This window comes from Enterobacter cloacae complex sp. CARB60, assembly GCF_036487345.1.
Lineage (GTDB): Bacteria > Pseudomonadota > Gammaproteobacteria > Enterobacterales > Enterobacteriaceae > Enterobacter > Enterobacter asburiae_D.
In genome coordinates, this window is record NZ_JAZKLC010000002.1 from 1,824,236 (window position 1) to 1,838,891 (window position 14,656).

Here is a 14,656-nt window from a genome sequence, read left to right on the forward strand (position 1 = left end):
GTCGCGACGCGGTTTCGCTTGCATCATGCGTGGGTTTTGCCAACCTTATAGGGTGTAAAACTTAAAAGAATGATGACATGCCACCGAAAGCCCGACGTACTCCTTATGCGATCACCACGCATGGCGATACGCGTATAGACAACTATTACTGGCTGCGGGACGATTCGCGCTCCCGGCCAGAGGTACTCGACTACCTGCACGAGGAAAACGACTATGGCCGCAAGGTCATGTCCAGCCAGCAGACGCTTCAGGACCAGCTGCTGAATGAAATGGTGCAGCGTATTCCTCAGCGCGATATCTCCGCGCCCTGGACCAAAAACGGCTATCGCTATCGCCATATTTACGAGCCCGGCAATGAGTATCCCATCTACCAGCGTCAGTCGGTGTTAAGTGCCGAATGGGATGAGTGGGATATTCTGCTGGATGCCAACCAGCGCGCCGCCCACAGCGAGTTTTATACCCTGGGCGGCATGTCCATTTCGCCTGACAACGCGGTAATGGCGCTGGCGGAGGATTATCTCTCCCGTCGCCAGTACGGCCTGCGGTTTCGCAATCTGGACACCGGCAACTGGTATCCGGAAATGCTGGAAAACGTCTCCCCGGATTTTGTCTGGGCGAATGATTCCGAGACGGTTTACTACGTCAAAAAGCACGCGTCGACGCTGCTGCCTTACCAGGTGTGGCGACATACGGTAGGAACAGACTCCGCTGACGACGAGCTGGTCTATGAAGAGAAAGACGAAACGTTTTATGTCAGCCTGCATAAAACCTCCTCACGCCACTATGTGATTATCTTCCTTTCCAGCGCGACGACCTCGGAAGTTCTGCTGCTGGATGCCGAACTGCCCGATGCCCAGCCGCTCTGTTTCCTGCCGCGCCGCAAGGATCACGAGTACAGCCTGGATCACTTCCAGCACAGCTTTTACTTGCGCTCCAATCGCGAGGGCAAAAACTTTGGTCTCTATAAAACCAAAGTGCGCGATGAGCGCAAGTGGGAGGTGCTTATCCCCGCGCGGGATCAGGTGATGCTCGAAGGGTTCACCCTCTTTACCGACTGGCTGGTGGTGGAAGAGCGTCAGCGCGGGCTGACCAGTATCCGGCAAATCAACCGTAAAACCCGGGAGGTAGTGGGGATTGCGTTCGACGACCCGGCCTACGTGACGTGGATTGGTTTCAACCCTGAACCCGAATCGTCGCGGTTGCGCTACGGCTACTCGTCCATGACCACGCCGGACACCCTGTTTGAGCTGGATATGGATACCGGGCAGCGTCAGGTGATTAAACAGAGCGAGGTAAAAGGGTTTGAGTCCGAAAACTACCGCAGCGAGCACCTGTGGGTCACCGCCCGCGATGGTGTCGAGGTGCCGGTCTCTCTCGTTTACCATCGGGCGCATTTCCAGAAAGGCAAAAATCCGATCCTGGTGTACGGCTACGGCTCGTATGGCTCAAGCATGGACGCCGATTTTAGCAGCAGCCGGTTAAGCCTGCTCGATCGCGGTTTTGTTTTCGCCATCGCCCATATTCGCGGCGGCGGTGAATTGGGACAGCACTGGTATGAAGACGGGAAATTCCTGAAAAAGAAAAACACCTTCAATGACTATCTCGACGTCTGCGATGCGCTGATTGAGCAGGGCTACGGGGATCCGCAGCTTTGCTTTGGAATGGGCGGCAGCGCGGGGGGAATGCTGATGGGGGCGGCGATCAACCAGCGCCCCGACCGCTTTAAGGGGATTGTCGCGCAGGTTCCGTTTGTCGATGTGGTTACGACCATGCTCGATGAATCCATTCCGCTTACCACTGGAGAGTTTGAGGAGTGGGGGAATCCGCAGGATGAGATGTACTACCGCTATATGAAAGCGTACAGCCCGTACGATAACGTGGAGGCGAAAGCCTACCCGCATATGCTGGTCACTACCGGTCTGCATGATTCTCAGGTGCAATACTGGGAGCCGGCAAAATGGGTGGCAAAGCTGCGGGAGCTGAAAACCGATGACAACCTGCTGCTGCTGTGTACCGACATGGATTCCGGACACGGGGGTAAATCGGGACGGTTTAAATCGTATGAAGGGGTTGTCCTTGAATATGCCTTCCTGATAGGCCTGGCGCAGGACACGCTGCCAGGCCGTGCGGAGCGTTAGGCGTCGCCCAGATAATGTTTCAGCGTTAAGCGCAGCTCCGGGCTCATTCTGTCGAGGTTGTTATACAGCCAGCGCAAATAGCCCGGGTCTTTATCCGCCACCTCGGACACCGGCTTCCCGCGATATTTCCCAAAGGTAAACGTGGTCAGTAGCGCGGGGCGTCCGGTGATGGTCGCCATATCATCCGGCGTCCAGCCAGAGATATTCATAATGTCAATCAGCAGCGCGGCGGTGATATAGCAGTCATACAGGGCGCGGTGATGGTGAAGCCCCTCAGGGGTACGGACGCTGAGCTTACGGGATTTATACAGCGCCATATTGCTGTATTTGATCCCCGGCCAGAGGCGACGCGCTAGCTTCATGGTACAAATCCATTCGCCCGGCATTTCAGGTAACACCCGGCGGTCAAAGCTGGCATTATGCGCGACGTACCATGGGCTACCGTAATAGTGAGGAATGACCTCTTCTATCCACGGCTTATCCGCCACCATCGATTCGGTAATGCGATGGATAGCCATCGCCTGAGGGCTGATGGGGCGATCGGGACGCACCAGATGGCTCATTGGGTTGACGATTTTACCGTCAACCACGTCGACAGAGGCCACTTCTACAATTCCGCCCTGAAGATCGCAAGTTTCGGTATCGATGACGCGCAGCATTGAAAACTCCTGAGCTTAAAACGCCTAGCCTAAAGGAATGATATCGCCTTGCCAACCCTCTCCGCCGAGCGTACCGGTCACCAGAAGCTCGCCAGTATCCGCACGCACGATCAGCTGGCCTTTTTCATCCCACAGCGCGCTACCGCCGCAGGCGTTTGCCATCAGCACCGCAATGGCATATTTATGCGCGAAGCGCTGCAGGGTACTGATGGACTGCCGCCAGCGGTTATCCCTTACTGACTGGCAGCTGGTAACAAGCGTTGCCCTGGGATCGAGATTGGGGGAATCGGCATGCGCATCAATGATGGTAAGGTGCTTATCCCCCGGCACCAGGCTGGCACCGTGACCTTGCGGGTAGCGCAGGATGCGGTGGCGAGCGGGCGTAAAAAGCGCGAGGCCTTTCTGGCGCTGACCATTCCGCTCCAGGGGAATCCCGGCAATAACGGTAATCCGGTAAAAATGTGCCGCGTTAAGCAGCGGTTCCAGCTGCGCGTCATCGGGTGGGGGAGGGAGCGTCGACGTGCCTGAGCCCGTTAATGAGAGTTCAGGGAAGACCAGCAAATCACACCGCTGCCGTGCTGCTTCGGCGATGAAGCGCAGGTGGTGCGTAACATGGTCATCCACGCTCTGGTGCTGACCGCTATACTGGGCTGCCGCTATATTCCAATGTGACATCGTGACTTCCTTATACACTGAGTCGCAGAGATTTAAGAATACACCTAAATTAATCAGGGTTTTCTTATCCTGCCAGATTCCGCGTAAGGAAGTGTAACGACTCGTTAAGCTTATTTAACTTTTGGCTCGTACGGTAAACGGGAGAGGTTAACCGAGGCGAGACGGTGGGCAATTAATCTTTCGCGAAACCAGTCGCGCAGATGGGCGGGTTGTTCCCGTTCCACGACTTCAGCCACGATGGGCATGTTGTAACGCTCTTTAAACGCGACGCCAGCGGCAGCGAGATCGACATTCACTTTATCCATCTCGTCCTGCGGAAGGGCGGCCAGATTGATCTTCATTACCTTCTCCTTTTTATGCGGCGGCAACGTTACCGCGAATGCACGATGATGACAAGCGGAGGCAGGATGTTCCTCGACTCGTTTATTATACAGCGTTATTCTTTAGCATACAGACATAACAAAAAGGAATGATTGCGATGGGTTTCTCCGCCTCCCGCGCGGTATGCGCACTGGTTTTTGTGGCCTCAACAATGATGGCACCCTCCGTGATGGCACATGCACATCTTAAACAGCAGATTCCGGCAGCAGACAGCGTGGTGACCGCACCGCAGGCACTGACGCTGAATTTTTCGGAAGGTATCGAACCTGGGTTTAGCGGCGTGGTGGTAACGGATGCGCAAAAGCAGGTCATCAAAACGGGAACCGCCACGCGAGACGAAAAGAACAAGGCTCAGCTCACCGTTCCGCTGGAACAAACGCTGGCTTCGGGGACTTACCAGGTGGACTGGCACGTGGTCTCCGTAGACGGCCATAAAACCAAAGGCAGCTATCACTTTAGCGTGAAATAACATGCTGGCGCTGTGTTATATCGGGGTGCGCTTTATCCATTTCGGGGCGCTGATGCTGGTTTTCGGCAATGCGCTTTACAGCGTCTGGTTTGCGCCTTCGTCTCTCCATCGTCTGATGTCCCGGCGATTCCAGTCGCAGCAGAAAGTGGCTGCCTTAGTGGGCCTGGCGGCAGCGTTCCTGATGTTTATGCTGCAGGGCGGATTGATGGGTAACGGCTGGGGAGATGTCTTTGCTCCGCAGGTCTGGTTCAGCGTGATGGGGACCCGGTTTGGTGGCGTCTGGCTGTGGCAAATGATCCTCGCGGCGATGATGGTCGGTGCGGCATGGCTTGCGCCGCTGAAAGGTTCGCGGCTGCTGCTGCTCGCAATGGGCCAGCTTATCCTGCTGGCTGGGGTAGGGCACGCGGCGATGAACGACGGTCCGATGGGGGCGTTGCAGCGTCTTAATTATGCTTTTCACCTGATCTGTGCCGCAACCTGGGTTGGCGGATTACTGCCTCTGCTGTTCTGCATGCGCCTGGCGAAAGGACGGTGGCAGAATGCCGCCATCTTTACCATGATGCGCTTCTCGCGCGTGGGGCATTACGCCGTCGCGGGCGTGCTGCTCACCGGCGTGATAAATGCGCTCATGATACTGGGCGTCCATATTCCCTGGCAGGCTGGCTACGTGCGGTTTTTGTTGTTCAAATGTGCGCTGGTGGCGTTGATGGTGGTAATTGCGCTGGCAAATCGGTATTTTCTGGTGCCACGGTTTCGTCCGGAGACCGGGCGAGCACAACAGATTTTTATCAGGATGACACAGGCAGAAGTGGTGCTGGGAGCGCTGGTACTGGCAACGGTCAGTCTGTTCGCCACCTGGGAACCCTTCTGACAAGGTTAAATATCATATGAAAAAGACAGTATTTTCTCTCCTGTTGCTGGCCTGCACGGGGAGCGCGCTTGCCGCGCCGCAGGTTATCACCGTTAGCCGTTTTGAAGTGGGTAAGGACAAATGGGCGTTCAATCGCGAAGAGGTGATGCTGACCTGCCGTCCGGGCCACGCGCTGTATGCGATCAACCCGAGCACGCTGGTGCAATACCCGTTAAATGATACCGCAGAGCAGCAGGTAGCCAGCGGTAAGAGCAGCGGCCAGCCGATTAGCGTTATTCAGATCGATGATCCGGCGCATCCGGGACAAAAAATGAGCCTGGCACCGTTTATCGAGCGCGCCGACAAGCTCTGCTAACGTTCAGGTTTCCAATAAAAAACCGCAGATGCTTACGAAAGCACTGCGGTTTTTCAGTTTAAATGATGCTCTGACGCTTTTTTTCAGGCCGCTTTTGCTGTGGACTGGAAAACCTGGCGTCGTCATCTATTCTTAAAAGGCAAGGCGACTTAGCCTGCATTAATGCCAACTTTTAGCGCACGGCTCTCTCCCAAGAGCCATTTCCCTGGACCGAATACAGGAATCGTATTCGGTCTCTTTTTATCTGTATGTTTTTCAAAGCGTTGTTCGGTGATGACTCGAAATCACCCGAAACTTTCTCGAACTTTCCATATCCTGTCTAAACCATAACATACTCAGGACCGCGTGCGTCCAGGGTTTTTTGGGATCTTTGTTAAAATTTTGTGGCCGAGCGACCGCTGAGCAAACGTCTTCTGGCGAGCAAAAGGGCAGCCCGTAAGTTAAATAATGAACGCGCTGAATTTATCTTTGTGGCGGACAATGTACTCCGGGAAGTTTTCAACCGTCAGCTCTTGCTTGATTAACGTCCTGTCGCGTCCCCAGATATCTTCCGCATTTTTAATGACCTTCATAATGTGTTCCGGGTTGTTAAACTCAGGAAGATCATATTCAGTATGGGAAATGGTAGACATTTTTTCGGAGATACGCTCAGGTGTCATCACCCATGAGAAATGCCAGCCACCATTTTCAATGACGCAGTTGTTAACCTTGAACCAGTTCCATTTTAGCCACGACCAGCTTTTGACGCTTCGGGTGCGTTTAAGATTCCTGAATGATTCAGGTTCACCGCCAAAGAAATTAACGAGATTTTTATATTGGGTAGCTCTCGGTAATTTACATTTTCTTGGCGTGTTGTCAGTATTAAAAACCTGCAGGTTAAACTGATAATTGTAGAAATTCTGATAAATAGTGGTGCAGAGTTTTTTGGGATTTATTGATGCGACCACCCAAGGTGAAAATATCTCATCCACATCGGAAATTAAAATCAAATCATCATCGTTGGCCTGCGTCAAACCCTGCATGATAGCATTCCTCTGCGCGGCTTCATTTGCCCACGCATCTACCACCATACCTTCTGGCAGACCCGGAATGACTTCTCGAGCCGAATGTGATTCTTCAGCAGCTTTCGTTATTGGTTCTTTATCATGAACAACGTAGATAATTTTATCTTTAAACTGACTGTATTTATTAATGTCAAAATGCAGCTGTCTCTTTTTTCCGGTAAAGGTATGCGTTGACTCAACGATAACGAAGCGATCGACAACGTCCGCTAGCGTGTTAAGCCTGATTTCGAGAAGCATATCTTCATCGTAATATAAGAAGCAGTCATAGATCATTACCGAAGTCCCTCATTTTTGCGCCCACATTGCGCTTTTCCCAACGTATTCGTCAGTTTCATTTTGCACAATGCTAACTGAGCGCCCTCGCCCTGTGCAATAGTGGGCTGCTTTATCATTCCTCTTTTAAACAGAATGGATCCACTGTGCAGTGAGCGAAAGCGCCAGCAAGGCTTAAAAGTGGGACTTCACGGACGCCTCTATTTCATCGAGCAGCTCAAAGCGACGGCGGTATTCGGCTCGTTTTTTACTGGCAATCTCTTCCAGGGACTTCCGTTCCATCTGAAGCGGCAGCTGCCAGCAGTAGGCCGAGAGCTTTTTGCCGTCCAGAGATCCCCAAAACTCATCGTAGCTGGCATGGAAATGGCGGCCTTTGCTCAGGCGATATCGCAGCGCGCGGAAAACGTGCCCCTCATCGCTGACGGCAAAAATAGCCCGGATGGATGACTGCGCGGCAAGCTGGAAGAGGACTTCCATTAACACCCGTTTAGGGAACAGGCCGTGGCAGGCGCGGGTGGCCTGTTTTATGACGTCTCGCGATACGCTGCGGCGGGGACCCTGAAGGCCGCCGATGACCATCACTTGCTGACCGTTGCTGCGCGCGACGCTGAAGGTCAGGCTGGCCAGAAGCGTATCTTCGTTGTCGCGAAGCCACAATGTGCTTTCGCCTTCGCGCTCGGCTTTCCCCGCAGAGGAAGCATTGACCGTATAGGTTACCCCGTCTTTGGCGTGGAACTGTACGACGGTTTGCTCCTGCGGGCTGGTCAGGGCCTGAGCGAGACCGCTCTCTTTCAGGCTATCAATCCAGTAGTAATGGTTGACGATAGCGTCGGCGCGATCGTTAGCCGTCAGGCCGCGCATCAGATACTGCCGGTGGGTCTTGCTGGGTAACGTGATTTGTGAGGCAAGTAGCCTGTCGAAATCGTCGCGCCCGGAAAGGGCTTCCAGCATGCGATGGGTAGAGGACCAGAACAAAAGCGAGCGTAAAAGGAACTTCAGGCGATATTCGCGCTTCCTCCAGATTGGCCCCGGCACGCGTTTGCCGTTCACCAGCTCGGAAATAATATTTGTGCGATGCGGATAAAAAACATCGTTATGCAGGTGCGTATTAGACACGTGAAGACCCCTCTTTTTTTTCTACCCTTATTCTAAGGAGCCAGGAAAAAGGGATTAATAGCGCAAGGATCTTTATTTCTGTTTGGTTTACCGTTTGTTTCACTTCATGAGGACCGCGCCCGTCTGTTGCCTTTTCTGCGGTGGCTATACTGTTAAAAGGAGGTCCTATGTATCAGCGAATTGAAGGTGGGGTGTGGCGTCACGTCTGGGTTGTCAGCGATATACACGGGTGTTACCAGTGGCTTATGGATGAGCTTAAACGCCGTCACTTTAACCCGTATGAGGATTTGCTTATTTCCGTCGGGGATATGATCGATCGTGGCCCTGATAGCGTGAAATGCCTGCAGTTAATTCATGAAAAATGGTTCCGTGCCGTGCGGGGAAACCATGAGCAAATGGCTCTCGACAGTCTGGATAATAACGATTTTTCGCTCTGGACGATAAATGGCGGAATGTGGTTTGCCAATCTTGAACGCGACCAGCAACAGCTTGCGCTGTCGTTGCTTGAGGCCTGTCGGAAATTACCGCATATCATCGAGATAACCTGTGCGAACGGTCTGAATGTGATTGCCCATGCTGATTATCCGGCTGCGGAATATCGATGGCAAAAACCGGTTAGCGCTGAGCGCGTTTTATGGAACCGCGACAGGTTGATGGGATTTATGATGGGCAAAGGGCAGGGCATCAGCGGCGCGGATCATTTCTGGTTTGGCCATACGCCCCTCGACAGAAGGTATGATTTTGATAATCTGCACTACATTGATACGGGGGCGGTTTTCGACGGTTACTTTACGCTGGTGCAGCTGCAGTAATAAATAACCCGCCTTCGGGCGGGTTCTCTTTAGGTCAGGCAAGACGCATGACCCAGGCATCGGATTTACTATCGTAATGCTCACGGTAAAGGACAGAATGTTCGCCATCAAGTATTGCCGGGACGCTGGTGTCTGCATCCCATGCATCAAGCTGCATGCACAAATCCGGGTCGGATTTGCAGGGAATACTTAACGTTCGATCGCCCTGTGCTTCGCCGCGCAGCTCTGCGTCGTCGATCTCAAAAGCGCCAATACGCACGCTGGTTTTCGTCATAGTGCTCTCCGGGTCGGTTGTCAAAATCTGGTATGACCAGTGCGATCACCCATTTTTGATCGTAGACAAGGAGAGCAAAATCGCCAGTAAAAAAATGCGCTTTTTTTCAGTCAGTGCGATCGTTACCGGTAAACAGCCGGCCGTCCCGGACCAGCTCGCGCGGATAGCTGTTTTTCAGCCTGGAGCCGACTTTTTTTGCCAGCCCAAGCGGGTACCCTTGATAGGTCACTATCACTTCATCATGTGATGGCGCGCTGTCCGGATAGACATCGCGACCACGGTACCACTCTTCGGCTTCCTGATGCGTCAGGGCAAAGGTATTCTCGCGTCCGGCAAGGGCGATAACGGCCTCATGCTGCCAGCGGTACCCTTTGTTATGCACTTCCGCCAGGCGGATCCCGATTCGCGAAAAACGGACCTTTCCGATGAGCGGCTCGATCTGTGCCGGGAACAGCCATATCTCTTTATCACGCATCCAGAGATGCAGGCTCTCATCCCAGACCAGCCCAACCTTTTTAGCTGCGGCTTCAAGCTGTGCGGCATCGCGACCTTTAAGGGGGGCAAACGGGAAGTTGCCGACCTTGAACTTAGGTGCGGGCAGGGGAGCAACCGCCTGCGTTTTACGCAGACGCGCCACAAAAAAACCTTCGCAGTCGTAAATCTGCGGGAACACGTGGAGGAAACCCTCGGGGGTGACCGCCTCTTGCGCCGAGGCAAACAGATCGTTAAGCGGCAGGAACTCGACTGCGTCAGGGTAGTTCGCTTTCAGCCACTGACAGACTTCTTCGTTTTCATCGCGGTTTAGGGTGCATGTTGAATAGACCAGCGTACCGCCAGGGCGCAACGCGTGAAATGCGCTCTCGATCAGCTCTCGCTGCGTGGCGGCGATCTCAAGGTTGCTTTCTACGGACCAGTTCTTTAACGCATCGGGATCTTTACGCACCACCCCTTCGCCGGAGCAGGGGGCGTCCAGCAGAATGGCATCAAAGGCTTCCGGTAGGGCGGCGCCAAACACGCGTCCATCAAAGTGCGTCAGGGCAACATTATGAATGCCGCAGCGGCTGATGTTGGCATGAAGCACCTTCACGCGGCTGGCGGAAAACTCGTTGGCGAGGATCGCCCCGTGGTTACCCATCCGGGCGGCAATCTGCGTGGTTTTCGAGCCGGGCGCCGCGGCAACATCCATCACGCGCTCAGGCGCGTTGCCATCGGCAAACAGGGCGGCAACCGGCAGCATCGAGCTGGCTTCCTGAATATAGAACAGACCGCTCAGATGTTCAGCGGTACTGCCCAGCGGCAGCGAGGCCTCGTCATCGCGTTCAATCCAGAAACCTTCAGCACACCACGGTACCGGCGTAAGCTGCCAGCCGTACGCCGAGACCAGCGCCAGAAAATCATCGACGCTGATTTTCAGCGTGTTGACGCGAATACTTCGGCGTAATGGACGCTGGCAGGCGGCGATAAAATCGTCTAACGACAGGTGAGAAGGAAGCGCCTCGCGCATCTGCGCCAGGAATTGTTCAGGAAGAAATACGGAGTTTTGAGCCACGGGCACACCACAGGGAAAAGTTCAGGCGCGCAGTGTAACATAAAGGCTCCGGTGCGTTGACACCGAAGCCTGTCAGATTAACGCGGCAGAGCGGTTCCCCACTCGCGCCACTCTTTCGGTTCGCTTTCGAGCAGCAGGAAGTGTTTACCCGGCTGCGCTTTAGGCGCCAGCGGCGTTCCCGGCGGCGTGGCAAACGCGATACCGCCACGAATGAACTGGTTGAAGGTGCCGGTTTTCACCACGCCTCCCGTCAGGCCAAAGTCCAGCGAATAGCCGGATGCCAGCCAGAATACCGAGTTATTACGTACCAGGTGCTGGTAGCGTTCGCTGATGCGCAACGCCACCATTACGCGGTCGGAGAGCGTACCGAGCGTCAGGCCCGTGACCGTGCCCACTTCAATGCCGCGGAACAGTACCGGAGTGCCGATGTTCAGCGAGCCCGCTTCCGGCACTTCCACAACGATGCTCAGGCCGCCAAGGTAGCGCGAGTCGGTGATCGTGGCTTCCTGCAGTTCGAAATCACGACGGGCATTGCCCTGGCCTGGCTCAACGTTGATGTACGGCTGCAAAATGGTGTCGAGATGCTCAACGCCCGCGGCTGAGATCTGCGGCGTGACCACCGAGAAGCGCGAACCCGTGCGGGCGAAGGTCTGCATATATTCCGGGTAAAGCACGGCGGTAGCCTGCACCTCGTTACGCGAGGTAATCAGCTTCAGCTTCTGGATCTGCCCGATATCAATGCCCAGATAGCGGATTGGCATACCTTCCGCCAGCTTACCGGCATCAAACGCGTGCAGGGTAATCTGTCCACCCACGGCGCGTGCGGCGGTTTCGGACGGGAAGAGAATACGCTTATCACCTTTACGCAGATTCGCGCCCGCGCCGCTGAGGTTATCGAAGCTAATCGCCCCGCGCAGCGCGCGTGAGAGCGGGGAGGCCTGTACGGTCAGCCCGTTACCGTTAAGCTGAACTTTCGCGCCGCCTTCGGCCCAGAAGACGCTGTTTGGCGTCAGCAGCTTGCGGTACTCCGGCTTGATATGCAGTTCGATATCGAACGCGTCCGCACGCGGGCGAACGGTGATCACTTCCCCGACTTCAAACTTGCGATACAGCACTACGGATCCCGCCTGTACGTCCGGCAGCGTCTCGGCGCTTAGCGTCAGCGTGGTGGTAGGAAGATCGCTCAGGCTGTTTTCAATCGCTTTCTCCAGGTTGGCATACAGCGGATAGCTGTCGCGCACGGGGCCTTTATCGCCGGGCAAAATACGGATACCGCCGTTAACCCATTCGCTGGCACTGGCACCGAGGAACTCCACGCCGTCCAGACCCACCTTCACGTCGACGCGACTGTTCACCACGAATTTGCTGTCACCATGCACCAGGTCGCTGTACTGCGGATCGATGGCGACCGAGAACGTCACGCCATCCGCGGAGAGCTTACGCTCCAGCACCTGACCGACCTGCACGCCGTGTAAAATTAACGGCTGTCCGGCTTCGATACCGTAACTTTCTGGCGCACTCAGCGTGACCGTCACCACGCCCGGCTTTTGCAGCAGGGTTTTATCCGCCGGGGCAATCACGAAGCTATTGCTGGGCTCACCATCACCGGGGATGAGCTCAAACGTATTTCCGGTCAACAGCGTGCTGAGGCTGGCATCGTTCAGTGAGAGCTTTGGACTGCGCATTTCGATGCGCGTTTTCTCGCGCAGGAGATCGACCACGCTCGGATCGACCGTCATTTCGCCGGTGACCGAACCACCCGGGTTGAGCGTCATTTTGGTGAGCTGACCAACCTGCAACCCCTGATACATCAGCGGCGTCGAACCCGCTTTTAGCCCTTTAGCATCGGGCAGGGCGAGTTTGACGATCACGCCGCGCTGGCTGTGCGCCAGGTCAGCATACAATCCAAATGAGTCATCCGCGGTGGCAGGGCTTGAGTTTTCCGGTGAGTCAAAGGCAATGGCGCCATTCACCAGCGCGGCCAGACTCTCCAGCTTCACTTTCGCACCGCTCAGGCTGAGATCCGCATCCACGCCGGAGACGTTCCAGAAGCGGCTGCCTTTTTTCACCAGATTGGTGAAGCGACGCTCGATCAGCACGTCGATGGTGACGCCCTGTTTATTCGGGTTGATCGCGTAATCGTACACGCGGCCAACCGGGATTTTGCGGAAATAGACCAGCGAGCCACTGTTCAGAGAACCGAGATCCGGCGCCTGCAGATGGATCATTAAATCGCCGTTATTGAGCCGGTACTTGGGCTGTGTATCCAGGGCAACAAAGTGATCCTGCGGCTCGCCTTTACCCGGCATCATGCCAATATAGTTACCGCCCACGAGCGCATCCAGCCCGGAGACACCGGCCAGAGAGGCTTTTGGCGTCACCAGCCAGAACTGCGTTTCGCTGCGCAGGGCATCCTGCATGTCAGATTTAATACTGACCCGCACCTGAATCTTGTTCAGCCCTTTTCCAAGGGAGATGTCCTGTACCGTACCCACCTCAACCCCCTGGAAGCGAACGGGCGTTCGCCCGGCGACGATGCCGTCGGCGGTCTGGAAATCAATGGTGACCGTACTCCCGCGATCTTCATAGCTCGTCCAGATCAGCCAGCCAGCAATCATCAGGGCGATGACGGGCAGCAACCAGAATGGCGAAATGCGGCGTTTTGTTTTAATTCTCGCTTCAGTCGGCGAAGCGGGGGTTTCCTGACTCATGTGCATCCCAAAGTAAGCGGCTATCCAGCCATTCCACAGCAAGAATAGTCAATATCACCGCAGAGCCGAAATAAAAAGCCGCGGGTCCCATTGTAAAAGCAAGTAGCTGGTCGCGATTGATGAGCGACATCATCAGCGAAATCACGAACAGATCTAACATTGACCAGCGGCCAATCCAGGTGACGAATCGCAGAAGCAGAATGCGTGTCCGTAAGCCTTGTTCACATTTAAAGTGAATGCTGATGAGCAGGGTAAACATCACCACCACTTTGGTAAAGGGAACCAGGATACTGGCAATAAAGACGATCGCCGCCACCCCGACGTTGCTGTGCGCAAGGGAGATAATCCCGGAGAGGATAGTATCCTCCTGACGCCCGCCATTCACGTAAATGATGGAAATCGGCAGCATATTGGCTGGGATCAGAAACACCAGGGAGGCGATCAGCGCGGCCCAGCATTTTTGCAGACTGTTGTTGCGCCGCAGTCTCAACGGAATGTGGCACCGCGGGCAGCGTCCACGCGCGTCGGGCAAGCCGGTATAGTGACATCCCAGACAGACGCGCAGATTGTCATCGGGACGCGTAGCGGGGCGCTGAGGGTAAAACCGTTCCCAGAGCTGCTCAACGTTCAGGTGGATAAGCGTCAGGATGCTCAGCAATACCAGACTGATGAAGGCAAAGAGCCCGATACCGGGCTGCAAAAAGGCATAGTCCTGTACCTTTATTGACGCAACGCCCACGCCCACCAGATAAATATCCAGCATCACCCACTCTTTGAGCTTATCCAGCATCAGCAGCACCGGGCGAAGGTTCATGCCGAGAATATTGCCAAACCAAAGATAGGCAATGGCGGCAACCAGCACCAGCGGCGCGCCAACGGTGCAGAACAGCACCATGGCAGCGGTGATGGGATCGCCCTGACGGGTCATCTGCCAGATACCCTGCAGCACGTTGGCGTCAATACGCACGCCAAGCAGGTAGAGTTTCAGCAGCGGTTCGCTCCAGGCGAAGGGCATCAGCAGCAGCATGGTGACGGCCATGGCGGCGAGGCGGGTTAGCGACCAGTCGCGACCGTCACGGATTTTGGCGTCGCAGCGGGGACAAAAGGCACTTTGGTGCGATTTCATCTTCGGCAACATAAAAAGCGTATCGCACTGGGGGCAACGCTGATAATGTGCACGTGGCAAAGCTTCGCTTACCGTATGGACAGTTATCTTTCTTGTCGGCGTAATTTTGGTTGTTTTTAAGGCCATCAGCAGCGCACAAATAAGTATTGTTGAAAGTTATAATAACTCATGAACGGATTCATC

The 14,656-nt window shown here is 54.8% G+C and carries 14 protein-coding genes; 5 read left to right on the forward strand and 9 right to left on the reverse strand.

Features of this window, described 5'->3' with window-relative positions; translation table 11 throughout:
• Positions 1–77: 77 nt before the first annotated feature.
• Positions 78–2,138, forward strand: coding sequence for an oligopeptidase B (gene ptrB, locus V4835_RS09700; protein ID WP_331412039.1), 2,061 nt, complete (start codon positions 78–80; stop codon positions 2,136–2,138).
• On the opposite strand, the gene exoX is transcribed toward ptrB, so the two are convergent.
• From exoX to V4835_RS09715, 3 genes are all read right to left on the reverse strand, one after another.
• A complete protein-coding gene (gene exoX, locus V4835_RS09705; RefSeq protein ID WP_259385788.1) occupies positions 2,135–2,797 on the reverse strand; it encodes an exodeoxyribonuclease X in 663 nt (220 codons plus the stop codon). The genes ptrB and exoX overlap by 4 nt on opposite strands.
• Positions 2,798–2,821: 24 nt before the next feature.
• Positions 2,822–3,472, reverse strand: a complete 651-nt coding sequence (locus V4835_RS09710) for a carbon-nitrogen hydrolase family protein (protein ID WP_331412040.1) — start codon at positions 3,470–3,472, stop codon at positions 2,822–2,824.
• A 110-nt stretch (positions 3,473–3,582) separates the two neighbouring features.
• Positions 3,583–3,813, reverse strand: coding sequence for a DNA polymerase III subunit theta (locus V4835_RS09715; RefSeq protein ID WP_013096102.1), 231 nt, complete (start codon positions 3,811–3,813; stop codon positions 3,583–3,585).
• 137 nt (positions 3,814–3,950) lie between these two features.
• Here V4835_RS09715 and yobA point away from each other — a divergent pair, with 137 nt between their 5' ends.
• The 3 genes from yobA to V4835_RS09730 are packed head-to-tail and all read left to right on the forward strand — an operon-like array spanning position 3,951 to position 5,548.
• Entirely contained in the window at positions 3,951–4,322 is a 372-nt protein-coding gene (yobA, locus tag V4835_RS09720; protein WP_063143713.1) for a CopC domain-containing protein YobA, read from the forward strand.
• A 1-nt stretch (position 4,323) separates the two neighbouring features.
• Positions 4,324–5,193: a copper homeostasis membrane protein CopD gene (copD, locus tag V4835_RS09725; RefSeq protein WP_331412041.1), complete on the forward strand. Its 870-nt coding sequence runs from the start codon at positions 4,324–4,326 to the stop codon at positions 5,191–5,193.
• Between the two features lie 16 nt (positions 5,194–5,209).
• Positions 5,210–5,548: a YebY family protein gene (locus V4835_RS09730; protein ID WP_063143715.1), complete on the forward strand. Its 339-nt coding sequence runs from the start codon at positions 5,210–5,212 to the stop codon at positions 5,546–5,548.
• A gap of 440 nt (positions 5,549–5,988) precedes the next feature.
• On the opposite strand, the gene V4835_RS09735 is transcribed toward V4835_RS09730, so the two are convergent.
• Both V4835_RS09735 and V4835_RS09740 read right to left on the reverse strand, forming a co-directional pair.
• Entirely contained in the window at positions 5,989–6,885 is an 897-nt protein-coding gene (locus V4835_RS09735) for a benzoate transporter (RefSeq protein ID WP_331412042.1), read from the reverse strand.
• 174 nt (positions 6,886–7,059) lie between these two features.
• A complete protein-coding gene (locus tag V4835_RS09740; protein ID WP_331412043.1) occupies positions 7,060–8,001 on the reverse strand; it encodes a VirK/YbjX family protein in 942 nt (313 codons plus the stop codon).
• Between the two features lie 167 nt (positions 8,002–8,168).
• Here V4835_RS09740 and pphA point away from each other — a divergent pair, with 167 nt between their 5' ends.
• Positions 8,169–8,813 carry a protein-serine/threonine phosphatase gene (pphA, locus tag V4835_RS09745; protein WP_331412044.1) on the forward strand — a complete coding sequence of 215 codons (645 nt, stop codon included), beginning with the start codon at positions 8,169–8,171 and terminating at the stop codon, positions 8,811–8,813.
• Positions 8,814–8,847: 34 nt separating this feature from the next.
• On the opposite strand, the gene V4835_RS09750 is transcribed toward pphA, so the two are convergent.
• The 4 genes from V4835_RS09750 to yebS all read right to left on the reverse strand — a co-directional run bounded on the left by V4835_RS09750 (position 8,848) and on the right by yebS (position 14,599).
• Positions 8,848–9,087, reverse strand: a complete 240-nt coding sequence (locus V4835_RS09750) for a YebV family protein (protein ID WP_063143718.1) — start codon at positions 9,085–9,087, stop codon at positions 8,848–8,850.
• Between the two features lie 106 nt (positions 9,088–9,193).
• Entirely contained in the window at positions 9,194–10,636 is a 1,443-nt protein-coding gene (gene rsmF / locus V4835_RS09755) for a 16S rRNA (cytosine(1407)-C(5))-methyltransferase RsmF (RefSeq protein WP_442877311.1), read from the reverse strand.
• Positions 10,637–10,713: 77 nt separating this feature from the next.
• Positions 10,714–13,347: a PqiB family protein gene (locus tag V4835_RS09760; RefSeq protein ID WP_331412046.1), complete on the reverse strand. Its 2,634-nt coding sequence runs from the start codon at positions 13,345–13,347 to the stop codon at positions 10,714–10,716.
• Positions 13,316–14,599: a membrane integrity lipid transport subunit YebS gene (yebS, locus tag V4835_RS09765; protein ID WP_063143721.1), complete on the reverse strand. Its 1,284-nt coding sequence runs from the start codon at positions 14,597–14,599 to the stop codon at positions 13,316–13,318. Before yebS ends, V4835_RS09760 begins: the two co-directional genes overlap by 32 nt.
• Positions 14,600–14,656: the final 57 nt, after the last annotated feature.